The organism is Hymenobacter sp. BRD128, assembly GCF_013256625.1.
In the GTDB taxonomy this organism is placed as follows: domain Bacteria; phylum Bacteroidota; class Bacteroidia; order Cytophagales; family Hymenobacteraceae; genus Hymenobacter.
Genome location: NZ_CP053909.1, coordinates 68250 through 91569, shown reverse-complemented (window position 1 = coordinate 91569; position 23320 = coordinate 68250). Strand labels below are relative to the sequence as shown.

23 protein-coding genes are annotated in these 23320 nt (G+C 59.9%); 18 read left to right on the top strand and 5 right to left on the bottom strand.

Translation table 11 applies throughout. The annotated features are described in order from the left end of the window. Positions 1 to 98: 98 nt before the first annotated feature. Positions 99 to 758 carry a hypothetical protein gene (locus GKZ68_RS20825; RefSeq protein ID WP_254244310.1) on the top strand — a complete coding sequence of 220 codons (660 nt, stop codon included), beginning with the start codon at positions 99 to 101 and terminating at the stop codon, positions 756 to 758. Positions 759 to 773: 15 nt separating this feature from the next. Next, the gene (locus GKZ68_RS20820) at positions 774 to 1229 is read left to right on the top strand and encodes a hypothetical protein (protein ID WP_173118759.1); all 456 of its coding nucleotides are present in this window, start codon (positions 774 to 776) and stop codon (positions 1227 to 1229) included. 56 nt (positions 1230 to 1285) lie between these two features. Here the strand turns inward: GKZ68_RS20820 and GKZ68_RS20815 are convergent, their stop codons facing one another. Further along, complete coding sequence (locus GKZ68_RS20815; RefSeq protein ID WP_173118757.1) at positions 1286 to 1564, bottom strand: hypothetical protein; 279 nt, start codon at positions 1562 to 1564, stop codon at positions 1286 to 1288. Positions 1565 to 1933: 369 nt separating this feature from the next. On the opposite strand from GKZ68_RS20815, the gene GKZ68_RS20810 reads away from it, so the two are divergent. Both GKZ68_RS20810 and GKZ68_RS20805 read left to right on the top strand, forming a co-directional pair. After that, complete coding sequence (locus GKZ68_RS20810) at positions 1934 to 2308, top strand: hypothetical protein (RefSeq protein WP_173118755.1); 375 nt, start codon at positions 1934 to 1936, stop codon at positions 2306 to 2308. A gap of 310 nt (positions 2309 to 2618) precedes the next feature. After that, on the top strand, positions 2619 to 3149 hold the full coding sequence (locus GKZ68_RS20805) for a hypothetical protein (RefSeq protein WP_173118753.1): 531 nt from the start codon (positions 2619 to 2621) through the stop codon (positions 3147 to 3149). Between the two features lie 396 nt (positions 3150 to 3545). Here GKZ68_RS20805 and rseP read toward each other — a convergent pair whose 3' ends face one another. Beyond that, positions 3546 to 4895 (bottom strand): RIP metalloprotease RseP, encoded by a 1350-nt coding sequence (gene rseP, locus GKZ68_RS20800; RefSeq protein ID WP_254244309.1) that lies wholly within the window; start codon positions 4893 to 4895, stop codon positions 3546 to 3548. 294 nt (positions 4896 to 5189) lie between these two features. Between rseP and GKZ68_RS20795 the strand changes: the two genes are divergently transcribed. The 9 genes from GKZ68_RS20795 (at position 5190) to GKZ68_RS20760 (ending at position 14221) form a co-directional block, all read left to right on the top strand. Then, positions 5190 to 5501 (top strand): hypothetical protein, encoded by a 312-nt coding sequence (locus tag GKZ68_RS20795; RefSeq protein WP_173118751.1) that lies wholly within the window; start codon positions 5190 to 5192, stop codon positions 5499 to 5501. Positions 5502 to 5769: 268 nt separating this feature from the next. After that, the gene (locus GKZ68_RS20790; protein WP_173118750.1) at positions 5770 to 7467 is read left to right on the top strand and encodes a DUF4942 domain-containing protein; all 1698 of its coding nucleotides are present in this window, start codon (positions 5770 to 5772) and stop codon (positions 7465 to 7467) included. A 210-nt stretch (positions 7468 to 7677) separates the two neighbouring features. After that, a complete protein-coding gene (locus GKZ68_RS22475; protein WP_302052024.1) occupies positions 7678 to 7809 on the top strand; it encodes a hypothetical protein in 132 nt (43 codons plus the stop codon). A 252-nt stretch (positions 7810 to 8061) separates the two neighbouring features. Beyond that, positions 8062 to 9138: a hypothetical protein gene (locus GKZ68_RS20785; RefSeq protein WP_173118748.1), complete on the top strand. Its 1077-nt coding sequence runs from the start codon at positions 8062 to 8064 to the stop codon at positions 9136 to 9138. Positions 9139 to 9227: 89 nt separating this feature from the next. Beyond that, positions 9228 to 9674 (top strand): hypothetical protein, encoded by a 447-nt coding sequence (locus tag GKZ68_RS20780; RefSeq protein WP_173118746.1) that lies wholly within the window; start codon positions 9228 to 9230, stop codon positions 9672 to 9674. Positions 9675 to 9739: 65 nt separating this feature from the next. Next, on the top strand, positions 9740 to 10042 hold the full coding sequence (locus GKZ68_RS20775) for a hypothetical protein (protein WP_173118744.1): 303 nt from the start codon (positions 9740 to 9742) through the stop codon (positions 10040 to 10042). 56 nt (positions 10043 to 10098) lie between these two features. Then, the gene (locus GKZ68_RS20770; RefSeq protein WP_173118742.1) at positions 10099 to 10548 is read left to right on the top strand and encodes a hypothetical protein; all 450 of its coding nucleotides are present in this window, start codon (positions 10099 to 10101) and stop codon (positions 10546 to 10548) included. A 19-nt stretch (positions 10549 to 10567) separates the two neighbouring features. Then, on the top strand, positions 10568 to 12184 hold the full coding sequence (locus GKZ68_RS20765; RefSeq protein WP_173118740.1) for a 3'-5' exonuclease: 1617 nt from the start codon (positions 10568 to 10570) through the stop codon (positions 12182 to 12184). A gap of 330 nt (positions 12185 to 12514) precedes the next feature. Further along, a complete protein-coding gene (locus GKZ68_RS20760) occupies positions 12515 to 14221 on the top strand; it encodes an ABC transporter substrate-binding protein (RefSeq protein ID WP_173118738.1) in 1707 nt (568 codons plus the stop codon). Between the two features lie 221 nt (positions 14222 to 14442). On the opposite strand, the gene GKZ68_RS20755 is transcribed toward GKZ68_RS20760, so the two are convergent. The 3 genes from GKZ68_RS20755 to GKZ68_RS20745 all read right to left on the bottom strand — a co-directional run bounded on the left by GKZ68_RS20755 (position 14443) and on the right by GKZ68_RS20745 (position 17145). After that, complete coding sequence (locus GKZ68_RS20755) at positions 14443 to 14979, bottom strand: hypothetical protein (RefSeq protein ID WP_173118736.1); 537 nt, start codon at positions 14977 to 14979, stop codon at positions 14443 to 14445. Positions 14980 to 15011: 32 nt separating this feature from the next. Next, entirely contained in the window at positions 15012 to 15662 is a 651-nt protein-coding gene (locus tag GKZ68_RS20750) for a restriction endonuclease (protein ID WP_173118734.1), read from the bottom strand. Between the two features lie 748 nt (positions 15663 to 16410). Further along, positions 16411 to 17145: a ParA family protein gene (locus tag GKZ68_RS20745; RefSeq protein ID WP_173118732.1), complete on the bottom strand. Its 735-nt coding sequence runs from the start codon at positions 17143 to 17145 to the stop codon at positions 16411 to 16413. 948 nt (positions 17146 to 18093) lie between these two features. On the opposite strand from GKZ68_RS20745, the gene GKZ68_RS20740 reads away from it, so the two are divergent. From GKZ68_RS20740 to GKZ68_RS20720, 5 genes are all read left to right on the top strand, one after another. Next, a complete protein-coding gene (locus GKZ68_RS20740; RefSeq protein ID WP_173118730.1) occupies positions 18094 to 18540 on the top strand; it encodes a BfmA/BtgA family mobilization protein in 447 nt (148 codons plus the stop codon). A 6-nt stretch (positions 18541 to 18546) separates the two neighbouring features. Beyond that, complete coding sequence (locus GKZ68_RS20735) at positions 18547 to 19599, top strand: DUF5712 family protein (protein ID WP_173118728.1); 1053 nt, start codon at positions 18547 to 18549, stop codon at positions 19597 to 19599. A gap of 84 nt (positions 19600 to 19683) precedes the next feature. Continuing rightward, a complete protein-coding gene (locus tag GKZ68_RS20730) occupies positions 19684 to 21000 on the top strand; it encodes a tol-pal system protein YbgF (RefSeq protein WP_173118726.1) in 1317 nt (438 codons plus the stop codon). Positions 21001 to 21140: 140 nt separating this feature from the next. Beyond that, complete coding sequence (locus GKZ68_RS20725) at positions 21141 to 22052, top strand: hypothetical protein (protein WP_173118724.1); 912 nt, start codon at positions 21141 to 21143, stop codon at positions 22050 to 22052. A gap of 69 nt (positions 22053 to 22121) precedes the next feature. Then, positions 22122 to 23255: a hypothetical protein gene (locus GKZ68_RS20720; protein ID WP_173118722.1), complete on the top strand. Its 1134-nt coding sequence runs from the start codon at positions 22122 to 22124 to the stop codon at positions 23253 to 23255. Positions 23256 to 23320 lie beyond the last annotated feature (65 nt).

The following is a 23320-nucleotide window of genomic DNA, read 5'->3' as shown; positions in this document are numbered from 1 at the left end:
CCGCTTTCCCAGGCCAGCACATGATTAAGTATCACGGGACCCCGATGGGAGGCAGTAAGCAGGATGCACATACTGCCTTGGCGGGGCGTTACGCGCTAGTGCCATTTTCCCGCCCCGACGACCTGGCGCTCGTCGTCGGGGCCTGCCGCGGGTTCCTGGCGGATAACGGGGCCTACTCCTATTGGCGCAAAGGCTTTGCGGAGTACCCCCACTATGAGGCCTACGTGCGCTGGGTCGAAAAAATCCAGCCGCTGCCAGGCTTTCACGGCGCCATTATCCCGGACCACATCGCCGGCGACGAGCGGCAAAACAACGAGTACCTGCGGCGCTGGCCAGTTCACCTAACCGGGATTCCAGTTTTCCACATGCACCACTCACTCGACCGCGCCCGGTGGCTAGCCCAAACCTACGACACGGTTGCTCTGGGCGGCGGGCGAGGGTATGAGCAGTTGAAAAGCGCCAGCTGGTGGGCGCGTATGCACGAGATAATGAGTGCGTTTTGTGATGAATACGGGCGGCCGCTGTGCCGCTTGCACGGCCTGCGCATGCTAGACCCCAAGGTATTTACCAAGTTCCCACTAGCCTCCGCAGACTCGGTAAATGCTGCCCGCAACAGCGGCAGCAGCCAGCGCTTTGCTCCCGGCCTGACGCGCGGCGAACGTGCCTGCCTGATTGCCGACCGCATCGAGCAGCAGGATGCCCCCCAGGTATGGCTACGCCCTGAGCTACTAGCCCGGCGGCAACTAACCCTTTTCTAACCACCACTGAAAGTTATGTACGCCATTGTTCCTAGCCCCCGAACCGTACTCGACCAGCTGCCGGCCGACCCCGCGCCGCACCAGGTAGCTTTTCTGGCCGAGGCCATCTACTACGCCAGCCGCGACTACACCGAGCCCACGTTTCCCCAGACGTACTACCAGCTAGTTGACACCCAGCGCTACCACCGGGCCGCAGTGTATCTGTTGCAGCGCCGGCAGCGCCCCGAGGCCCGGCCCCCGCAGCCTGCGCAGCGCCGCGCCCGGGCGCTCGACTGGCTGCGCGAGCAGGTGGTGAACTACCCGAGCTTGCTCACCGACGAAGCCGGCCAGCTCACCAGCGCGGGCGTGCAGGCGTTTCTTCAGCGGCACTACCCCGCCGAGTTGGGCGACGTGCTGGCCGGGTGGGCGCAGCTCTGGCTCAACAACCCACCGCCCGGCTGGGCCGATTGGTATTGGTGGAAGAAAGCGTAACTGCTAAGTAGCAAAAAGGCCCATCCTTGCGGTTGGGCCTTTTTGCTACTTAGCAGTTACGCTAGTGTAAGTATCAGCATACCAACTGCCAGTATACCGACCGCGCCGCACCAGAGGTAGCGAGTCGGGCGGGAATCACACACGCGAGCCAGCACCACGACACAGACGAGCATGCCGGCCAGCTTAGTACGTTCATCGAGTTGCTGTGCGCCAAAGAGCAGTACGCAGCCTACCAAGCCGGTAACTATGGCCACCGCGAGGTATGCGATGGTGATTGGCTGCTCGAATAACGCGTCGTGCAGCTGATGCCAGTAAGTGGAAAAAGTATTTTTCATCTGGTGGAAATGAGTAAAACCCTTGGTTGACGGTAAGATAAGGGCTAGCTCGTTCTTCTGCCAAAAATATAATCTTGTGACCTGGCCATATTCAATAAATAAGCCTGCCCTATATCGAACCAATGATTTTTGATACTGCCTCAGGCGTAGCGGCTGCCGCGCGCGGGGCCCGGCCGGCCAGTGTCGGCGGTCGAGGGAAACTGAGTGGGTCTTCAAGGGGGCGAAGCGACAAAAACGGGGGGCTTTTGGGCCGTGGGGGGAAAGTGCGAACTACGCGAAATAAGGGGGTTTATACTTGTTTAATTGTATTAAATACACGTATAATATATAAATCAGGTCGTAACTTTAACTTGTTAAACAGCCCCCCTTATGAGCGAAGAAACAGCCCCCATCGTCGTCGTAGAAGAAGCCTACACCATCTTGCAGCACCTCGGCGGCCGAGGGTTCCTGCTGATGACCGGCGCCCATAACCTGTTTGCGGCCGGCTGCTCGGAGAGCAACCCCCTCCCCTGGCTGCGGATGGACTTGCAGCCTAACCAAGCGGGCGTTAACCGCCTCAAGATTACGGTAAGCGCGACCGATAACTACCGGCTGGACTTTTACCACCAGGAGCTAGTTGACTTCAAGCCGGTAATCACCAACGAGCAGGTTTTCGAGGAAGTCGGGGTGGAGAACCTGGCGCAGACCTTCCGGGAGGTGACGGGCTACGAAACCCGGATGCCGCGAATTATCCGCATCGGCTAGCTCCGCCTGAGAATACCCGCGCCCAGCGCCTCGTAACCGGCCCCGATAGCTCAGCCAGTCCAGGTCGAGCGCCGGGCCCGCCACAGCCGCAACGACCTGGACTGGCTGAGCTACCGGGGCCGGGATGGCATCCTGCGTGGCGAGTTAGCCACGGCCTACGCCTATAAGCGGGCGCTGCTGGCCGCCGGCACTAAGGGCCGGTTCAAGCTGCATACCAGCAGCGGCAATCTGCTGCTTAGCTGGAAAACCGGCCTGAATGCCATGTGTCAACTGGCCGGCTGGAAAACTGCCATCTACAAAAACGCCTAACATGCAGTTCGACCTTTTTGCCGTCAATTCCACCCAGCCGGTAGACCTGCGGAGTACGAAGCTGCCGGACCTGGCCGAGGCCGCCGCCCAGGTGGGCACCGTTGCTAGCTGGCAAACGCTCACCCTGAGCCAGGTGCTGGAGTTGTGGGACCAGCTTTACACCGACTTTGTGGCCTCGCTTCAGGCTCCTATTGAGCACGCGAGATGTTTCTGCCAGGAGCACGGAAAGCACTACGGGGAAGGCGGGCCGGGGGCCCGTAAATTTTACCAGCGCGAATATGAGCGCTTGGTGCAGGGCCAGCAGCAGCTACAGGTAACGGTAGAAAATCTGTTTTGCGCCAACATGCTAGGGGTATTCGCGCAGGGTAAGGAGGTGCTCAAAGCCGGGGGGCTGGACGAGGACGAGGCCGAAGAAAGCAACGAGTTTTTCAACGCGGTTTTCCAGCATCCCGAGCCCGGCGACCTGGGCAAGCTGATGCCGGTGCTCATGCGCGACCTAGCCCAGGAATACCAGCGGCTGCAAGCCCGCTAGTCAGAATGTTAAGTGGTACTTGGCCGCTTCTTAGCCACTACCTCTATGCTAATTGTAACCAAGGTGAGCAATCCAACAACTAGTAGCGAGCTATAAGCCACACGCTGATAGGTGGGTGAGGGAAGCGGCAACAAGACAGTTAAGGCTACTATTACGGTGGCCGAGAAGCTAATTGGCCCACTATACCGAAAGTGTAGTAGGGCCAAGCATAAATACGCCGTGCCGACCGCCACGGCGGCCCCAAAAGTAGGCCCTGCCTTCGTGGTGGCAGACAAGTAGTAGAACAGACAGGTAAGCAGGCAGACGAAGCCTGCTGCATTAGTAGTGAATCGCATGAGTTAAATGAGGAAGAGTGGGTAAGCGAGTGCTAGTAAGGTGCGCGTAACTGGGTGGGAGTTAAGAAGTGAGTTTAAGCACCTGCTTTACCACTAGCACGTACACCATCAAGAGCATGAGCAGCATCGTGCCAACGCGCTGCGCTTTATCGAGTACCCGCTCCGACGGCTTGCGCCCGGTCAGCATTTCGTAGAGCAGAAACATAACGTGGCCCCCGTCGAGGGCCGGAATGGGTAGCAGGTTCATAAAAGCCAGCACCATGCTCAGCAAGCCCACCAGGCCCCAGAAGTGGTTCCAGTCCCAGTGCCCGCCAAACTGCTGGGCAATCTCCACCGGGCCGCTCAAATTGTCGGCCGCCGAAAGCTGGCCGGTGACCATCTTCCCGAGCGCCTTGGCTTGCAGGCGGGCGACCGTGCCGGCGCGCTCCAGGCCGTGGCTCAGCGCTTGCGCCGGTGTGAAGTAGCGCGTACCGTGCGCCAGGTCGCTTTGCTGCTTGACCCCGATTTTTCCATCGGCATTAACGGTAATAGTCTGGTGCAGCGTCAGCACCCCGCGCTGCACCACGAAGGGCAGCGCCTCCTTCCGATGCCGGGCCAGGGTAGTCGTGAGCTCATCGAAGAAACGGATGGGCTGGCCAGCCACGCGCAGGATGCGGTCGCCGGCTTGCAGGCCGGCTTGGTCGGCCGGAAAGCCGGGCACGACCTCCGCCACCGAGAAGGGGGAGCGCGGCGAAACGAATGCGCTATCGTCCCCCTGCTTACTGTAGCACTCAAAAAACCCGCGCCCCAGGGGCGGCAGCGCCAGCAGGTGCCCTTGCCGCTCGACGGTGAAGCAAGTGGCCGGGTTGAGCAGTAGGTCGGGGTCGTACACGTCATTGAACTCGACTACTGGCCGCCCATTGATTTGCACTATCCGGTCCCCGTTGCGAAAGCCCACGCTGCGGCCGAGGCCGTTGGCCGCAATACCATAGCGCACGGCCGCGGCCGGCAGGTAATCGGTGCCCAGCCGGTAGGTCATCACCGAGAACACCACGATGCCGGTGGCCACGTTCAGTAGGATGCCGCCGAGCATCACCAGCAGGCGCTGCCAGGCGGGCTTGCTGCGAAACTCGTCGGGCTGCGGCGGGCCGGCCAGCGCGGCGGCGTCCTGGGTTTCATCGACCATGCCGTGAATGGCCACGTAGCCGCCGAGCGGAAACCAGCCGATGCCATACTCTGTCTCGCCTACCTTCTTTTTGAATAGGCTGAATTTGAGCTTGTCCGGTAGCGGAAACAGGAAGTCGAAGAAGATATAAAACTTGCTGACTCTAATCTTGAAGAGCTTGGCGAAGGCGAAGTGGCCGAACTCGTGCAGGCCGACGAGTAGCGACATGGCCAGCACGAGCTGGCCAATCATGGCAAAAATTTCCACTGAGGTAAGGGGGTAGAGGATGAAGCAACCAAGGTACCAAAGTTTCAATAAAGTTTGTTCAATCGGACAATCTTTCCCCTTGCTAGACCCTACCCAGCCCACCCCCCGCAATGCGGGAAGAACAGGGGGCTATTTATGTATTTATGTGTGTATCATAGCTTGTCGGGCCGTGGGGAGAAGGTTACGTTACTGAATAATAAGTCATTATCATTCGTGTAATGGATATTAAATACTTGTATTAAATACAATTTATGGGTATTTTTGTCTTGCTGTAAATCGCCAGCCCCCCTACCCATGAAGCACATATTTTCGGCCCCCGCCGCTGATGCCGCCGCCGGCAGTGCCCCCACCTTGCGCATTGACGCCGGCTGGGACCGCATTCTGCAACACTTCTTTCTCACTATCTGGCAGCTGGATGCCCAAGGCAACCAGGCGGAAATGCTTTACACTACGCTGAGCGAGCCCCGAGGGGGCGGGTTGCAGTCGCTGGATGAACTGATTGAAAAAGTGGAAGCGCACCAGGTCGAGGCCCCAGAAGGATTTTATGAGCGCCTGTATCTGGATGAGGCCTTTGAGGAGAGCAGCAATGCCGTAAAATTTTGGTGAGTACGCGGCGCGTAACGGCCTACTGTGATACGTGGCCGCCGGGCTGCTCCGCTGGGGCACTCGGCGGCCACGCTGCTTGGTGCCGTAGCCTGGCCAGACGAGTAGCTGATGGGCAGTGGGGGAAAAGCGGGCTACGGCAATAAAAGGCCCTTTTTTACTACTGTATTTAGCATTTAATACTTGTATTTAATACAAAATCGCCGTATCTTTAACGTGTACTAAGCGGGTTAGCAGCCCCCCCAACAGTCACTTTTTCCCCCCACGGCCCATGCTGAACAACGAGTTTTTCCCGACCCCTGAACGCGTTATTCGCCAGATGCTTTCGCCCTGGCTGGGCGCCGTCGCACACTGCCGGGACCGGGCAAAGTTGAGCGAGCTAACCATTCTGGAGCCCAGCGCCGGCAGCGGGGCCATTGTGGATTATATCGTGCGCCACATTGATAACGTCGAGCGCGGTTGCTACGGCCGCGACAAGAGCCGCAACATCTACACCTGCGAGCTGGACCCGGATTTGAAGGCCACGCTCGACGGCAAGGGCTATAAGGTGCTGGCGCATGACTTCCTGACCTACGAGGGCGACCACCAGTTTGATTTAATTATCCTGAACCCGCCGTTTTCGCGCGGCTGTGAGCATGTGCTGCACGCTTTTGACCGGGTGGCCAGCGGGGGCCACGTAGTGGCGCTCGTTAACAGTGAAACGGTGCTCAACCCCTTTACCGAAAAGCGCCAGCTCTTACAAGCCCTGCTGGCCGACCACGGCAGCGTGGAGCACCTGGGCGCCGCCTTCGAGGACGCCGAGCGCAAAACCAGCGTGGAGGTTTCCCTTATCCGTCTGCAAAAGCCCCAGGGCACCGACCGCTTAGCCTTCGACTTTACCCGGCACAGTGGCCCCACTCCGGACCTGAGCGAGGACAATCTAAAAGACCAGGTAGCCCTAAACGACGTGATAGGCGATATGATACATCGCCAGCAGCTGCTACGGGAGGCGTTTGTGGGCTTCACCCGCGCCCGTGCGGCGCTAGAGTTTTACCAGCACGGCGTTATCCGGCGCGGCCAGGGCGTGAACGTGCACAAGCTCGCCGGCGACGCGATAGAGTTTGGCGGGGCTAACCTGCGCAGCCAGTACAATTACTTCAGCGAAGAGCTGGGGCAGCACGCCTGGAGCGAAGTAATGGACAAGCTAAATATTCAGAAGTACATGACGCACCAAGTGCGCCAGGACTTCGCGCGCTATAGTCGTTCGTGCGGCTACCTCGACTTCACCAAAGAGAACGTGGCGCAGCTCGTTACAATGGTATTTGAGAATAAGGATACTATTTTGCAAAATGCCGTGGTGGCCGTGTTCGACCTCTTTACTTCCTACTACAAGGAAAACCGCTGCTACGTGGAGGGGTGGAAAACCAACGACCGCTATAAAGTCAACCGTAAACTGATTCTGCCCCGCTGGGTCCGCTGGAGTGACTGGGATAAGCCTGACCAGCTCAAGCGCTACGGCAGCTACTTCCGCTTAGACTTTGGCGTATCAAGTCAATATAGGGACATAGACCGCGTAATGTGCTATCTTTCCGGCACTACCTACGAAAAGTGCCACACGATAGAGCAGGCGCTGACTACCCATTTTAACCACCTCGGCAAGGTCTATCCCGGCGAAACCTTCACCGACACGCTGCAAAGCGAGTTTTTCGAGATTCGCTTTTTTAAGAAAGGGACGTTGCATTTGACGTTCCGCGATACTCGGCTGCACCAAGAATTCAACCTCCGCGCCTGTGCCGGTAAGCTCTGGCTACCGGAGCCGGAAATGAAAGCTTATCAGCAGCGCCAGCGGGGCCCGTTTGACCCGGAGCCCGCCGCCGAGCCCCTGCCCGAGCGCCGGCAGCTCGTAGCCAGTACCACGGAGCCCGGTACGGGGGCGGGCGGTTTGCAATTCTCCTTATTCGGGGACCAGCCAATGGCCCAGGCCGCCTAGCCAGTCGGGCCGTGGTAGCCGAGTGGCAAACGCTACTCGGCTACTGGGGCCTGCCCAGTGCGCAGCACGAACAGAACGGGGAGAGAGGGCGCGTTAACTTTGTATTATTTACTTGTATTTTATACAACAATTGGCGAGGTTATTGCGTTAAGTAGTCAGAAGCTCGCGACGCACTGACCGTCCACTGCGCCAGCCGCTCCCCCCCGCGCCATGTACCTCGACCTGGATTTGGACAGCAGCGAAGTAATCGCCGACCGCTTCGACCCGGCGGATGAGCAGGCGCCGCGGCCCACTATCACGGCGGCCGAACTGGCCGCGTGGGAAGCCAACCCCCTCTTCTAGCCGAGCCTGCCATGCACCCTGACCTGGCCTACGCCGCGAGCTACCTGCTCTTCCGCCACGCGGCCTACGTGCACCGGTGCCTGCGGGCGGTGAGGCGGGCCGGGGGCCGCCCGTCGCCCCTCCAGCGCTGCTACCGGCGTAAGGGCCGGCGCCTGGTCGCCATCCTGACGGCGTGCCAGCCGGACCCCTACCCGCCTGTCCTCGCTCCTGATTCAGATACCCTGCCTTTTTAATCACTTAATCACTTTAGCCATGAGAGGTCTAAATCTGCCTACTGATGAGGCAATCGTGTCGCTGGCAGCCCAGGCGGGCTTTACGGTGGGCTCGGTGGTGCGGCTGCGCACCGGGCCGGACTATATCTCGGCCCCCATCCGCGCCTTTTCCTGGTGCGACGGCCAGGTACTGGCTTCCTGGTTCGAGGGCGCGGAGCGCGCGCCCCTGTCGGCGCTGATGCTCGTGCCGCTGAGCGGGGCCGACCGGGAGGCGATGGACCGTACCCTCGACAAGTGGCAGGCCGATTTCGAGCGCGCAACGGCTAGCCAGGGCCTGGACGCCACGAGTACCGACTGGATACCGGATTACCCCCGAGCCCGGCGGAGCTGGTGTTGGGGCAGGCCCATGACCTGCGTGACGAGGAGGGGTTCTCATTTGATAATCAGGACTCGACGGAATATCCTGAAAATCCCCTCGATGAGCAGCGCGCCTAGGTTCCCCGAGCAACTACCCAGCGGCCAGCCCCTGGATAGCCCGTCGTTTACCCTGGCCTACTGCCAGCCCTCGCGGTTACCGGCCGTGGTTGTATACCCCCGGGTAGACTTCCAAGCCGGGCGGCTCGTGCTGAACTTGTTCCTGCCGCAGCCGGCGGCCGCGCCCGTGGCCCAGCTCCGGGCCGGTACCCTGCAATATGGCTGGGTCGAGCCCCTGGCCGGCTTTCCCCTGCTGCTGCTCAGCGTGGGCGAGTGGCTGGTGGAGGCGGGCCTGAATCTGCTGCGCATACCGGGGGCCGCGGCGCAGGCCTGGCTGCGTAACCCGGGGGCGGAATTGCACTTAGTTCTGCTGGATGCCGGCACGGCCAGCATCCTGCTGGAGCACACCGTGCACACCGCCCCCACCTTCGGGCAGGAGCTGCGCGACTGCCTGGCCACCCAGCAGGCGGCGGCGCGCACGGCCCAGGTGGCCGACGAGGTGTTCCAGCTGCTCCAGCAGGCGCATGACCCGCGGGAGCGGCTGAGCCAGGCGACCTTCTATCACCCGGTTTGCTCCTCCCCTCCCCCCGCCCCCGAAGAAGGGATTACTGGGGCAGTGGGGAGAAAATATTCAACTTTGTAAATAAACAGTGTTAAATAACTGAAAACTAGCATCTTAGGTTCTGCTTTTGCGTATATTTGTATAGATAACACGTTAAAGCTCAGCCTGCTATGAACGCCCCCGCCACCGCCGCCACCCGCCAAGCACCCCGCCTCTTAATCGGGGGTCAGGCCCTTGTCGCGTTAGGTTCAACCCGCATTACCAACGACACGGACTACCTGGTAAGCGACCTGAGCAGCCCGGCCGACTTCCTGCACGACGAGGCCGCCAACGTGGACTACATCAACGCCAACGGCCACCAGTTCTTCGCCGCCGTGTGGAAAGCCGAAGCTGGCAACCGGAGCGGGGTCGCCACGCCGCAAAGCCTACTCGAATTGAAAGCCTTTTCCTTCGTGCAGCATTGCCTGAACCGCAAGTTTCAAAAGGCCGACGATGCCGAGTTCGATATAAAGTTCCTGGTGCGCACTTTCGGCTTGACGAGTGTGAAGCTAGTTGCCAAATTCGTAACCGCCGGGCAGCTCAGCGAGATTAAGAAAGTGATAGCCAGCGTGCACTAACGCCCCTTCGGGGCGTGGGCAGCCCCGATTTAGTTACTTTTTTACGGCCGCTGGCCTTTTCCGCAATGGCAGTTCCCACCACCCGCGCCGCGCTAGCGGCCTACATTCGTCAGAATCCGTGCCTGGACCAGGTGACGGTGGCCGACCTGAGCCAGGGGCTAGCCCAGCACTTTCAGCAGCACCCGGCGCTGCGGCTGGCCGTGGCCCAGTGGCTGGGCATGAGCCGGCGCGAGCGCCAGTGGCCGCAGCTCGTGGCGCAGCGCTACGCTATCTCCTTTTGCGACTGCCCGCAGCTGGCCGAAGTACTCCTGACCGGGGGCTACGTGGCGTATCCGGAGCCGGAGACTTTATTTCAAAATCTGCCTTAACGCAATATGCCTTAATTGGCTTTTCTTCGTATCTTTGAGTAAACCACTTTCAGCCCATGAATACTACTTTGCCCGCCCCTCAGGCCACGCGCACCGGGCTGCTGATTGGCGGCCACGCGTTGGCGCAGCTGGGCTCTTCGCGCCATACGGAGGACGTGGATTACCTCATCAACGACCCCGGGACCCGCGAGATGTTTCTGCACGACGAGGCCGCCAACGTGGACTACATCAACGCCAACGGCCACCAGTTCTTCGCCGCCGTGTGGAAAGCCGAGGCCGGTAATAAAACCGGTCGGGCGACTCCCCAGAGCCTGCTTGAGCTGAAGGCGTTCGCCTTCGTGCAGCACTGCCTGAACCGCAAGTTTCAAAAGGCCGACGATGCCGAGTACGATATAAAGTTTCTGGTGCGCACCTTCGGCCTGAAGAAGCTGAAAATCGCCCCTAAGTTTCTCGGCGCCGGCGAGCTGCACGAAGTCAACCGGGTCATCGCGAGCACCCGCGTCTAGGCCCACTCCTACCCCGGTCATGAACATTACCCCCGAGCAAGCCGCGATTGTGGCAAGCACCGGCGACATCAAAATCAACGCCGTGGCCGGCTCCGGCAAGACGACCACGCTCATCGAGTACGCCCGGGCCCAGCCCGCCACCGCGCGCGGCCTCTACCTGGCGTTCAACCGCACCGTGAAACTGGAGGCCCGCACCCGCTTCGCGGCGCAGGGCCTCCATAACGTGCAGGTTGAGACGGCCCACTCGCTGGCCTACGCCCACGTCGTGAAGAACAGCCGCTACCGCGTGCTGCAAGCCGGCAGCTACAAGTCGCACGAGCTGGTGGACGTGCTGGGCCTGCCGTCCAGCCAGGAGGGCCACGAGGAGTACGTGCTGGCCAGCCACATCAACAAGTTCCTGACCTACTTCTGCAACAGCGACAAGGCCAAGGTATCGGAGTTGAATTACCGCGATATCGTGTGGGAAGCGGCCGCCAAGGTGTTCGTCGAGCGGCACTACGCGGCCATCGAGCGCGGCTGCCGGCGCCTGCTGGCCCGCATGGAATCCGCCGAGATTGAGATTACCCACGATTTCTACCTCAAGAAATTTCAGCTCAAAGGGCCGCAGCTCACCTACGATTACATCCTCTTCGACGAGGCCCAGGACGCCTCCGGGCCCATGCTGGCGCTCTTTCTCGAGCAGCGCGCCACAAAAATTATGGTCGGAGATGCCCATCAGCAAATTTACGCCTGGCGGCACGCCATCAACTCGCTCGACCGGGCCGATTTTCCCTCCTACCCGCTCACCACCAGCTTTCGCTTCGGGGTGGAAGTGGCCACGCTGGCCACCCAGGTGCTCGACTACAAAGCGGCCCTGGGGGCGCATGCCCCCGTCGAATTGAGCGGGCTGGGCACGAGCACGGCCACCACGACCAAGGCGGTCATCGGCCGCAGCAACCTGGCCCTGCTGCTCAAGGCCATCGAGTACATCTCCGGCGAGAACCAGGTACAGCGGCTTTACTTTGAGGGCAACATCAACTCGTACACCTACGCCGACGAGGGCGCCAGTCTCTACGACGTGCTGCACCTCTACAACGGCCGGTCGGCCGCCATCAAGGACCCCTTGATTCGGAAGATGGCCAATCTGGACGAGCTGCTGAACTACGCGCGGCAAACGGAGGACGCCCAGCTGCTCATGCTGATTAGCATTGTGGAAGACTACGGCAACAGTGTCATTGACCTGATTAAGGAGCTGAAGCGCCGGCAGGTCAGCGACGGTGAGCGCCACCGGGCCCAGGTGTATTTTTCGACGGTGCACCGGTGCAAGGGCCTGGAGTATGACGAGGTGCAGCTAACGAGCGATTTTGTCACGCGCGAGAAAGTCGAGGAGTGGGGCGCCCTGGTGGCGGAGTCCGGCATCGGGGCGGGCGAGCTGGCCCGCCTCAACGAGGAAATCAACCTGCTCTACGTGGCGCTCACCCGCGCCAAGTTCCGTCTGCACTTGCCGGAGTTGAGCCGCCCGGCCGGCTTTACGGCGCAGCCGCCCATTCTGCCTTACTACGGCCGCGGCGGCACGGTGCTGATGGCGCCCGCCCCGTCACCCACCAAGCCCGCCCGCCGGCCGTGGACGCCCGCCGAGGATTTTCAACTCACCTAGGGCTACTGCGCCGGCGAGACCCTGGCGGCGCTCGCATCCGCTTTGGGCCGGAGCTTGTCGGAAATTCGGGCGCAGGTCGATGTGCTGGAGCTGGAGGAGAAGTACGGGGAGTGGTAGGTACACCGGACGGGTCTGGGTTACGTGCTGACCCAGCGGCCCAACGCCAACTAGTTGCGGAGGAAAACGGTCCAGTTGATAGCGGAGGAGAATCTGGGGGCTTAAATTGGATTTTCCACAGTATCTTGAATAGTTATTTTACTCATTTCCCCCGAGCAAGCGGGGGCCTGCTATTTCCAAGTGAGCCGTTTTCGTCCTTTTCCGAAAGTACTTATGGCGCTTACTTGCCTGGCTACTAGCTGCCAGCAACGCGCAACCTCCGTAGCCGACCAGCCGGTGCGTATTCGCTGGGCGCGCGACCCGGAATCCCTCGACCCGTTTCAGCAGCCGAACCAGGCGGCGCTGGAGGGATTAAATTTAATCAGTCAGAGCCTGCTGGCAATCGACCTCGAAAAGTGCCGCACCGAGCCGCAGCTGGCCCAGGCGCTGCCCACTCGCCGCTCACGCGGGGATTCGCTGACGTTGATTTCGTTTCAGATTCGCCCCCAGGCCCGTTGGGACAACGGGCGGCCGGTGCTGGCGAGCGACGTGGCCTTTACGATGCGGCTTATGCTCTGCCCACGGGTGCCCGCCGAGTCAACCCGGCTGGCAGTCGATTTTGTGAAGGATGTCGAGCCCGACCCGGCCGACCCGCGCCGGATTACGTTCGTGTGCCGGGGCAGCGACCCCAGCTTTGAGACGGCACTGGGCGATTTTCTGATTCTGCCGGAAGCCTACCTCGACCCCAAGGGGAGCCTGCGGGTTTTCTCGCTGGCGCAGCTGCGCCGGCCGGCTGCGCCGGCCCGCGCCGTACTCGAGCAGGTGGGCCAACGCTACGAAGCCGCCCAGTTGGGGCACCACCCGGAGCATTTGCCCGGCAGTGGCCCCTACCGGTTGAGCACCTGGGAAAGCGGCCGGCAGCTTGTGTTTACGCGGAAGACCCAGTGGTGGGCCGACGCGCTGCCCGAGCGCCCCCTGGTACTGACGGCCACCCCGCATCAGCTGCGCTACGAAGTGCTCCCGGAGGACGCGTCGGCCACGCTGGCCTTACGGCGCGGCGACGTGGATATATATCCCAATATGCCGGCCCGCACCTTCGACCGCCTCCAGCACACGCCGGGGGCCAGCGCGCAGCTGCGCTTCTACACTGCCCTCTCGTATGACGTGTTAGTGGCCGGATTCAATTGCAGTCGCCCCGCGCTGGCGGATTCGGCCACGCGCCATGCCTTGAGTTTGCTGTTTAACACCCCGGCCCTGCTGCAAGCCACGCAGCTTGGCTTAGGCCGGCGAACCACCGGCATGTTTTCTCCCAACCTGGGCGCGGGCTACAATGATAGCCTTCCCCTGTTGCCCTATAGCCTGGCGGCCGCGCAGCAACGCCTCCGCCAGGCCGGGTGGCAGCGCACGGCGACCGGCTGGCAGCGCGCCGGCGTGCCCCTGCACCTGGCGCTCCGCTACCGCGCCGCCGACCCAACCTATGAAATCGTGGCGCTGCAATTTGCGCAGGCCGCCCGCAGCATCGGCGTGGACGTGCAGCTGCGGGCCACGGAGGCCTCGTCCTTGACCACGGCATTTCAGCAGGGTGACTTTGACGTCTACGTGCAGCTTCAGAAGGGTAATCCCTTCCGGTTTGACCTTACCCCCATTTTCTCCGGGCAGGGTATTGGCGCGGGAAACATTACCCGCTTCGCCACGCCGGCAGCGGACCGGCTGCTCAAAGCGCTGGCCCTGGCCGCAACGCCGGCTACGCAAACACGGCTCCTGCGTAAGGTGCAGGTAATGCTGCGCGACCAGCTGCCGATAGTGCCGCTCTTTACGGTGCCAAACCGGGTCGTCGCGGACCGGCAGCTCACCAACCTGCACATCTCGACGCTCAAGCCAGGCTACCAAGCCACGGCCATCGAGCGCGGCGGGGCTGCCCAGGGGCTGGCTGCCAAATAGCGGCTGCTTAGGCGTCCGGTGAGCCGGGGCCATAGTAGCAGGCGGTCCAGTGAATCAGGACCCCGGTAAACGGCTGAGGTTGCCGGGCTGGCGAACCTGGGCGTAAAAATGAATGCGCTGGCCAACGCGCCACCGGGTATCCGCGCGCAGCGAGTGAATTTTTTGTGCCCGCGATAATCGGGGCAATGAATTCGGTTTTGCAACCGAGAATTATAAAGCAATTAGCTGACAAGCTGGGCACTGGTATCCACGTCAACCGGGCTGGCGCCGGCCGATAGGCTGGCGCAGGGCGCGGGGGGGTAGGTGGCGCCGTGGAGGGGCGCCAGCAGGTCGAGCGGCGGCATGGGCGGGCACCACGGCCCCTGCTTGACCGCGCACAGCACCTCGCGAAAGTCGGGGTGCTCAACCTGCACGCTGTAAATGCCCGGCCACCAGGGGAGGCCTAAGTCAATTGGGGCGCTGGTAAAGACGTGGTGGGCCACCAACTCATCGCGTTGGTTGCGGACCCAGATTGATACCGGGTTCGTGGGGGTGGCCAGCAGGGAGGATTCCGAGGCCCAGTGGTCGTGGTAGGCGCGCGCCAAGCGCAGGTGAAACGAGCAGTCGAAGTAGACCGGCGCGTTGGTTAACCGGGGCGGGTACTTGTCCGGCCACAGCGGGACGGCAGGGACAGGGGGCAGCGGCGCCGGGGCGGCGGCAGCGGCTGCAAGGGAGCGAGGCGCTACGGGGACGGCGCGCCTAAAGAAATGCTTGAGCATGGCCTGCAAAGGATAAATGGAGAAGAAACGGGTCAGGCGGCGGCGCGCCGGCCGGCGTGGAGAGCGCCTAGCAATTGGTCCGCGCCAATCAGCGTGAGAGGCTTGCTCTGGGCAAAGGCTTGGGCAGCGGAGGTGGCCTGGTGGTGGTACAGCAGGCCGTAGAGTTCGCGCACGACGGGCACGCCCACGGCTGTAGCGCGGTAGTGCTTGCACTGCACGATTACTTTCTCCCCACTCCCCCACTTCTGAGCCACGAGGTCTATCCCGCCATCAGCACCACCTAAGCCCATTTCCGTGACGTAGTACCCGTGCTGGCGGTAGAGCTGGCCAATGAGCAGCTCGAATTGCTGCCAGGAGAGCGCCTGGATAGCAGCCAGGTTGGTAGCACGGCGTACCAACTGGCGGCGCAGCTGCCGGTGCCGCCAGCTTTGAATAGCGCCAATGACCCCAAAAAGGAGCCACAGGGAGGCCCCAGTGGCCGAAAGTAGTAGGGGCGGTGGGAGCAGCAACTGCCCGGCGCGCAGGGGCCACAAATGCAGCGAAGCTGTGCGGGGCAAGCAGTACAGCCCGGCGAAAGTGAGCAGCGCGGCGAGGGCGGCTAGCCCTAGGACCAGGTACCAGGGGAGGCGAAGCAGGATGCGCCCGTGGGAGGCATGACGGGTGGTAGCGCGGCGGGAGGCCATATCAACTACGGTGCTTAGGACTGGATGGGCACTCGGAATTCAGCAACGAGTAGGTGGTGCAAGATATGTTCAATAGGACAAACTATTTTAAAACTTTTAACCATGTCCCCAAAAAAAGCTCCCCTAGTTAGGAGGAGCTTTTTTAAGCGGGCGGGTACGGCCTACTGGGACCGAACGTGCCGCGCCGGCAGTGCCCTACTATTTGGGCGGGAGCTTGCCAATCTTGCGCAGGTGGGCCAGGTAGTGCTTTAGCGCTTCACTGAGAAACGCCTGCGTGGTAGTCGATTCATTATGAACCAGAAAGAAGTGATACAATGCGGACTTAATTTCGCGGTTATCCTCATGGGATAGACGCGTGGAAATACCGGGGGCAGGCGCTGATTCGGGGGAATTAGCCGCCTGAGCCTGAGCGGAAGTTTTCGAGCTGCCACGGGGGGAGCGTTTAGGGGCGGCCGAACTGGCGGGGGAAGGCGCCGCGATTGTCGGGCTGGGGGAAGCAGGGGGTTCTGCTGCGGCCGGGGCAGGAACCGGGGCGTGCTGGTGAATCGGCTGCTCAGGCGGGGGGCCGTGGGGCTAGCGGCGGGTAAGGGAGCATCCTCCGGCAACGGGGCGGCAGGAGGGGCGTCCTGGGTGGCTAGCTGCTCCAGCTCACGAGCCGCCGCATCCCCGTTTAACGTCCCGCGCATTGCGGCTTGCGCCTGGAGGTGCACCATCTTATTGGGCAGTGGGCGTCTGGGCTTAGGGGGAGTCATACGGTAGCGGGAACAGTGGCGGGGGAAAGATTTGCTTTGGCCACGAGTTCATCACACATGGCGCGCACTTCCTGCTCGATGCTGGGTTTCGCATCAATTCGCTTGAGGTAGTCCAGGTCGAGAAAGCTAAATAGGCTTGACAGGCGCGTATAGGCTACCCGGTTGCCCAGCGTCGAAGCGAAACGAGCGAGGCCAGCGGCGTCCGCGAACTCATTCATTTCCTTTTCTTCGCGACTGGCGGTTTTGCGCGAGGTGACCCCAAAGGGCTGAAATTCCAGGTTTTCCTTTTTGCAGTACTCAGCCAGCACGTGGAGGATGGCGAGAAAGTCTAGCGTGGCTTGCTGGTCCAAAAACGTGGCCTGCATGGGAACGAGCACGACTTCCGAGGAGGCCAGCACATCATTGAGCAGGGAGCTGTCCGCGCGGCCAGGTAAGTCGATGAACGTGATGTCAAATGCCTCCTCGACCTGGGCCAGGTAATCCGGGATGGCCGCCAGCTCCTGACTGACTACTGGGTACGGAAAGTCCAGCGTCGGGTCGCTCAGAAATTCACGTTCCCCTGCTAAAGCGGGTTCATCACTAGCGCGCAGCTTCGTGATGGATTGCTGGGGGTCACCATCAATGACCAATACGCGATACCCGTAATTAACGGCTAAGGCAGTGGCAAGGACCACGAGCAGCGTGGTTTTGCCAGCGCCCCCCTTTTGGTTAGCAATCGAAATGGTTTTCATGGTAAACGGTTGAGTGAAAAAATTAGCTTCTGGCAACTAGCCGGGAATGTGCCGGCAGAAGGCTTGTCAGTATACAATGCGCTAAATGTATGATGCGACGAGTAGAACATACTGATAATCTACAATACGACAAACATACAAAGCTTCTAGTACTTACTCCTACTTGTAGCAAACATATTTTGTCGCATTCAATACAAAGCTACTAAAAGACGATGCGATTAATCTACTACGCGTTAACTATACAATGCGCAACTTATCACTGTATACTTAACGCGTTGTATGAGCTGGTACTATAACTACTGTAGTATTTGCGCAGTTACTACAGTAATCAAAATACATAATAAATATTGTCGCGTTCAGGCAGTGTATACTTGTATACACTATAAATGAATGCGTGCGCTCCGGGGCTCGGGGACCAGTGAGCGGGTAGAATCTAAATACTGCGCAGAGTAAACTTGTGTACGTGTCGCCTTGTCGCGTTATCATCTTGTCGCATTGTCGCGTTGTTGCGTTGTCGTCTTATCGCATTGTCGCAATATGATTACCCCCAGTGGCGTTCTCTACCCTTTTTCCCCACCTCCCAGCGTACAGTTCTGGGGGGAAGGGTGCAGGGAGTGCTAGCGGATGCACTACCGGGAACTGCCGGGGCAGTGGGGGGACTTGTGCCTTAAGCGCAGGGGCCGTGTAGTGCCCGGAGGGGGGCAGTGTAGTACCAAATCCGGGGGCAGTGTAGGCTAGTCTCAGGTGGCGCGATAGCGGCTAACTTTAGTTAGCAAGAAGAGAAACTTATTTACAGGCTTAACTGCCTGTAAATAAGTTTTTTAAAACAGCAGAGCTGTTTTTTTATGTTTTTTTATAGCTAAGATTCTGATAATGAGCAAAAGTTTTTATATTTTTAGTAAATCAGTGCTGAAAATTGGTTCAGTAGTTGCTCAGTAACTTTACCCCATGAGTAGTCTTAAAAAGAACATCAGCATACCCCTGGACGTGCATAAGGAAGCCACTAGGGTAGCAAAAAACCATGATATTAAAATAGGTGAGTTTTGCACAGCAGCCGTGGCGTATTTTGCGAGCCGGGGGCTGAATCCGCAGGTTGAAATGACCCGGCCGGCCGAAGTCCTGGTATTGGAAATCCGCAAGCTGGGAAATCGGTTATTTGGCTTTATGCAGGAGCAGGAGCGCGGGGTACTACTGCCCCTGCTGGAGGAATTGGTGCGCACCCGCGCGCTCCAGGAAGAGGGCGTAGACTTTAGTTTACAGTCGTTGGTCAAGCTTTACGGGGACGAGAAATTTCTCGAAGCCGGGCGTCAGCGCAGCAAGGCGCGGGTGGAAGAAAAGGTGAAAACGGCGTTAGCTGCGCTGAAAGAATCAGGGCCAGCGAGGCAGGGAAAGTAAGAATACGTGTACGCCATTCAGCGCCAGAACAGCATGCATTCCAAGATAATTAACCCGCAAACGCACGGTAAAAATGTCTACCAGAATACCGGCAGCGCGGCCCGAACCCTGAATTATTTAGTACAGGAAAGCAAAGGACAGGACAAAGAAGCGTCCTTTTTTGGGGCCGCTACGGATGCTTTAACGGCGGACCAGGTGCGGGTCAGCATCGACACAAACGTGAAAGGCTTGAAGGAGACTGACGTTAAATTCTACTCCTTGGTATTGAGTCCCAGTGAGGCGGAGCTAGCCAGAATTGGTAATGATGAGGGCAAGTTGAAGGACTTTACCCGCCAGGCAATGGAGCAGTACGCGGCAAATTTCAAGCTCAAGGATGGGCGCGAGCTGGCAAGTAAAGACTTAGTGTGGGCAGCTACTATCCACCACAGTCGAAGCTATCGGGGCGACGACCCCCAGGTACAGGCCGGGGAAAAAAAGGAGGGGGAGAAAAAAGAAGGGTACCAAACGCACGTGCACATACTCGTAAGCGCCCGGGATGCTCAGCAGAAGCTTACGCTCAATCCGCAGGGGCAAAAGCGGCGCTTTAATATGCAGGATTGGCAAGGACAGGTGCAGGAGACGTTCGACAAATCGTTTGGTAAAGGGGAGGAGCAACAGGCCCCCACTGGGCGGGGGAAAATGCCTACCCCCATCGCGACAGCCGCGCAGCAGGCGAAGCGCGAGGCCAAGCTGACGGCACGGGTTGGGCATATAAATAGCCTGCTCGGGTCGAGTAATCGACTTGACCCAGAACAGGTAGTAGAGATTGCGAGGAAGCGGGAATTCGATAAGAGTTTCTACCGCAACCTTAGCTTTGTCGCCAGACGAGCAGCGGACGGCCGCCCGGTGGAGAAACCGCACCAGTATCTGCAAACCGGGCAGCTTGAAAAACCACTGGTAGCGACACGGCAGTTTAAAGCAGTGTTGCAGGTCGTAAATTCCGCGAATAAAAACATTCCCCAGCGCAGTCACGTGCAGGAAATAGGGGAGGAGCGCAAGCGTGGAGAACGGGAATATTAGCTCCTTTTTTTTGCCCTAATTGAACGAACTTTTTTAGAATTAATTTGAAACTTTTTCTTCGATAATTACTAAATTTTCCACGTCATGAAGCGTTTATTCAGTAACTACCCGATATTTCAGCCCTTTCTAGCGGTCGCCCTGTTTTGGCTGGTGGCAGCCAGCGACGCCCACGCCCAGGGTAAAGACTCGACTCGGATACCCGTCATGAGCGCCATCAAGCTCGACACGGTGCAGGTGGGTCCCCAGGCCGTGGATACCAAAGGCTGGCTGCTCACCAATAAGGATATTGAGATAGAGCTGGGCGGGGCGGTTCACAACCTCTATAATTTTAAGTTCGATAAGGCAGAGAAGCAGTTTCGCTCGCTGCGCCGGCGCTACCCGGCGCACCCGATGGCCTATTTTCTACTCGGGCTAGCTACCTGGTGGAAGATGATGCCTAGTAATTTGGAGGATACGCGGTACGATAAGCTCTTTCTGGCTTACATGGATACGGCGGAAGCCAAGGCAACTGCCCTCTATAGGGCCGACAATGCGAACTATGAGGCCAGCTTTTTCTTATCAGCGGCCTACGGCTTCAAAGCCCGCTTTCACTCGGAGCGGCACGACTGGCGCCAGGCGACGGTAAACAGCAAAAAAGCGCTCGAATTCCTGGCCAAGAGTCGGCAAGCAAACGATTTAAGTGTCGAGTTCCTATTTGGCGAAGGCCTGTTTAACTACTACGCGGTGTGGATAGGCGAGCAGTACCCGTGGCTACGCCCCATCCTGTTCTTCTTCCCACGCGGCAACCGCCTCCAGGGGTTAACGCAGCTGCGGACGGTGGGGCAAAATGCAACCTATACCGGGCCCGAGGCCAACGCGTTTCTACTACTCATCTACAGTGATGAGCGGGAAAAGAAAACTGCAACTGCCCTGCGCATCGCCGAGCGCATGAACGCCGAATACCCGGATAACAGTCGCTTCGAGCGAGATTACGCCAAGCTCAGTTTTGCGGAAGGCAACTTTGCCGCCTGCGAAACCAGTTGCCGCAGCATGGTCAATAAGATTACCCAAGGCCTGCCCGGGTACGAGGCCCAGACCGGGCGCGCCGCCACCTATATCCTGGGCTGGCTCATGCAGCACCGGCACAACAATGCCGCAGAGGCCCGCAATTACTACCAACGCTGCATCGTTTTTTCGGAGTCGGCCGGGCATACCCAGGGGGGTACTATTTATTCGCCAATCAAAACCTGGCCCAGTTGGCAGTTGCCGACCAGGACGAGGCCTTGGCCAAGCGCTACTACCAGGTGGTGCTCAAAAGCAGTGAGCGGGGCAGCGACGCCCACAAAGAGGCCGCTTCGTTTCTGCGCAGTCACCGCCAGTAAAGCCCGGCAAGGGGTAGCAAGGCGAGGTAAAAACGCCTAAGGGCAGAAGTGGAGGGGTACCGGTGGGTTTCACGGCCGCGATGAGCCGATTGACCGTGAAGCAGGGTAAAAGAAATAATTCTGGGATAAAGACAAAGTTCGTCCAAATGAACGTATTTTGCACAAACTTTATCCGGTCTCATGGAATCCATCGCTTCACTCTTTGCCAATCTGCCCGTAAGCGAAGCGCTCAGGGCGCGCCTTGCGGACCCAACGCAACTGCGCAATCACCGCTTTTATCTAGAGCTGCCCCACGGATTATCGGTAGCGTTTCGCGGGGTTGAGGAGGCTAGCTTACAGGAGCTGGTGGTGAGTTCCTACCTCTATTTTCGCACGCTGCTGTTTCTCGACGACCTACTCGACGGGGAAACCCGGGCGGCAACTGAGGAAGAGGTAGAGGTAATTTTTTTGTACTTTTCCCTGTACGAGCGGGCCGTGCGCGGCCTAGCCACCCTCTTTCCTGGAACCCACTCGTTTTGGGATAACTTGGATAAGTGCAAAGTGGAGTATGCGCGGGCCAACAAGCGCGAGAAGCAGCTGGTCGGGAGCTGGCGCGCGTGGACTCAGGAAGCATACGAAGAGCTGGCGGCCGGCAAGTCGGCCGTTTGCGGAGCGTTGGTGTATGCTCTAGAGGGACTGGCTACCGACGCCGGGGCCACGGTGGACATCCTAGCCGCGCTGCGAGACTTTCATTTAGCCGTTCAGTATGAGGACGACGTACTGGATTTTACGAAGGACCTCAGCCAGGGCCAGTACACTTACGTGTATGACCAATTGCGCCTGAGCTTGCACGAGGAAGGGTTGGCCATTGGCGAGTTCGACAACCCGCTGCTGGGCCGACTGCTCTTTACGACCGGTACCGCGACCAGGCTGCTCCGGCGGGCGGCCGAGCTTTACGCAAACGTACAGCAGCAAGCCGCCCGGCTGGGCATCCAAATGCTCGGCACCTATGCCAGCCGCCAGCTCAGCGAAAATCAGCGGCAGCAGCGCCAAATCGCGGAGGAAGTCAGCGCGGCCCAGCTGCGTGCGTCCCACCCCCAGCTAGCCGCCTAAGACGCCATGAGCACGACAAGCTTACTGGCAAGCCCGCCGCAGCTCACGCGCTATTCCGCGCGGCAATGGGTGCTTCATTGCCCCAGCGGCCACGATTTGTTGCTTAATCAGGCAACGGTAGACCTGCTGTACCTGCTCGACGGGGCCCCAACGCTAGCGGCGGCGCGGCAGCAATTTAATTCCCGTTTCGAAGCCACGCTGAGCCAACCCGAGTTCGAAGGACTGCTGGGGCGGCAGTTAGGCGGGTACCAGGTACTGGCCCTCGATGAAGAGCCCGCCCGCGCCGCAATTACCGGCCCGCTGCACCACCGCCTCGAACTCATTCCGACCAGGGTGGCCGGCTGGCTGGCCAGCCCGCTAACGAAGCTCTATCACCCGGCCGTGTTCTGGCCGGTGCTCACCGGGCTAAGCCTGGCCTTGCTGACCCTGGTGCAGGTCGAGCCGGTGCCGAACACCGTACCGACTACGGCCGGGGCCGTCGCGCTTTTTTACTTCTCGGTACCGGTGCACGAGCTGGGGCACATCGCCGCCTGCCGGCGCGCCGGCGCGAGGCACGGGGGCATTGGGGTAGGGGTGTACTATTTCTTTCCGCTCCTCTACGCCGACATAACCGGAATCTGGCAGGCCGCCCCTCACGCGCGCCTCGTCGCCAACCTGGGGGGAATCTTCAGTCAACTGCTCTACGCCGGTGGCCTGGCGGGGGCAGGCCTGCTGCTGCACCAGGCCGACGTACTGCTGGTGGCCGAAGCAGTAGCCATCTCGGCCGCGTGGCAGCTTAATCCGTTTCTGCAACACGACGGCTACTGGGTACTGTCGGACCTGAGCCATACGCCAAACCTGTTAAGCCGGGCGAGGGACCTGCGCCGGACGCTGCTCTCCCGGGCGGGCCTGCGCCGCGCGTGGGCCAGGCCCTTGGCCGAGCGTCTGCGTGACCGCCGCGCCTGGGTGCTGCTGTACGGCCTGCTGAATACAAGCCTGCTGCTAACCCTACTCGCCTACGCGCTCTACCACAGCCGGCAAGTGCTGCCGCAGCTGCCGGCGCTCGGCCACACGATAGTTTCCAAGCTCTTCCAGGGCACCCTAACCCTTGCCGACCTGCCGGGCCAAGCACTAACCGTACTCGCAGTCTACGGGTGGTTGCTGCGTAAGGCAGCAGGCAGGGTTTTGCGGGCGCGCAGGCGCCCCGTAACCAGGGCCAGCTAGGCTGGCTTGGGGATACCGGCCGCGCGCTTACACGGGGGCAGGCAGCCGGGTTTTCTCACCATCCC

Bases quoted from the DNA above. Each gene is read 5' to 3' on its own strand.
- GKZ68_RS20820 (WP_173118759.1), top strand. From the start codon at position 774: ATGTACGCCATTGTTCCTAGCCCCCGAACCGTACTCGACCAGCTGCCG.
- GKZ68_RS20815 (WP_173118757.1), bottom strand. From the start codon at position 1,564: ATGAAAAATACTTTTTCCACTTACTGGCATCAGCTGCACGACGCGTTA.
- GKZ68_RS20810 (WP_173118755.1), top strand. From the start codon at position 1,934: ATGAGCGAAGAAACAGCCCCCATCGTCGTCGTAGAAGAAGCCTACACC.
- GKZ68_RS20805 (WP_173118753.1), top strand. From the start codon at position 2,619: ATGCAGTTCGACCTTTTTGCCGTCAATTCCACCCAGCCGGTAGACCTG.
- GKZ68_RS20795 (WP_173118751.1), top strand. From the start codon at position 5,190: ATGAAGCACATATTTTCGGCCCCCGCCGCTGATGCCGCCGCCGGCAGT.
- GKZ68_RS20790 (WP_173118750.1), top strand. From the start codon at position 5,770: ATGCTGAACAACGAGTTTTTCCCGACCCCTGAACGCGTTATTCGCCAG.
- GKZ68_RS22475 (WP_302052024.1), top strand. From the start codon at position 7,678: ATGTACCTCGACCTGGATTTGGACAGCAGCGAAGTAATCGCCGACCGC.
- GKZ68_RS20785 (WP_173118748.1), top strand. From the start codon at position 8,062: ATGAGAGGTCTAAATCTGCCTACTGATGAGGCAATCGTGTCGCTGGCA.
- GKZ68_RS20780 (WP_173118746.1), top strand. From the start codon at position 9,228: ATGAACGCCCCCGCCACCGCCGCCACCCGCCAAGCACCCCGCCTCTTA.
- GKZ68_RS20775 (WP_173118744.1), top strand. From the start codon at position 9,740: ATGGCAGTTCCCACCACCCGCGCCGCGCTAGCGGCCTACATTCGTCAG.
- GKZ68_RS20770 (WP_173118742.1), top strand. From the start codon at position 10,099: ATGAATACTACTTTGCCCGCCCCTCAGGCCACGCGCACCGGGCTGCTG.
- GKZ68_RS20765 (WP_173118740.1), top strand. From the start codon at position 10,568: ATGAACATTACCCCCGAGCAAGCCGCGATTGTGGCAAGCACCGGCGAC.
- GKZ68_RS20760 (WP_173118738.1), top strand. From the start codon at position 12,515: ATGGCGCTTACTTGCCTGGCTACTAGCTGCCAGCAACGCGCAACCTCC.
- GKZ68_RS20755 (WP_173118736.1), bottom strand. From the start codon at position 14,979: ATGCTCAAGCATTTCTTTAGGCGCGCCGTCCCCGTAGCGCCTCGCTCC.
- GKZ68_RS20750 (WP_173118734.1), bottom strand. From the start codon at position 15,662: ATGGCCTCCCGCCGCGCTACCACCCGTCATGCCTCCCACGGGCGCATC.
- GKZ68_RS20745 (WP_173118732.1), bottom strand. From the start codon at position 17,145: ATGAAAACCATTTCGATTGCTAACCAAAAGGGGGGCGCTGGCAAAACC.
- GKZ68_RS20740 (WP_173118730.1), top strand. From the start codon at position 18,094: ATGAGTAGTCTTAAAAAGAACATCAGCATACCCCTGGACGTGCATAAG.
- GKZ68_RS20730 (WP_173118726.1), top strand. From the start codon at position 19,684: ATGAAGCGTTTATTCAGTAACTACCCGATATTTCAGCCCTTTCTAGCG.
- GKZ68_RS20725 (WP_173118724.1), top strand. From the start codon at position 21,141: ATGGAATCCATCGCTTCACTCTTTGCCAATCTGCCCGTAAGCGAAGCG.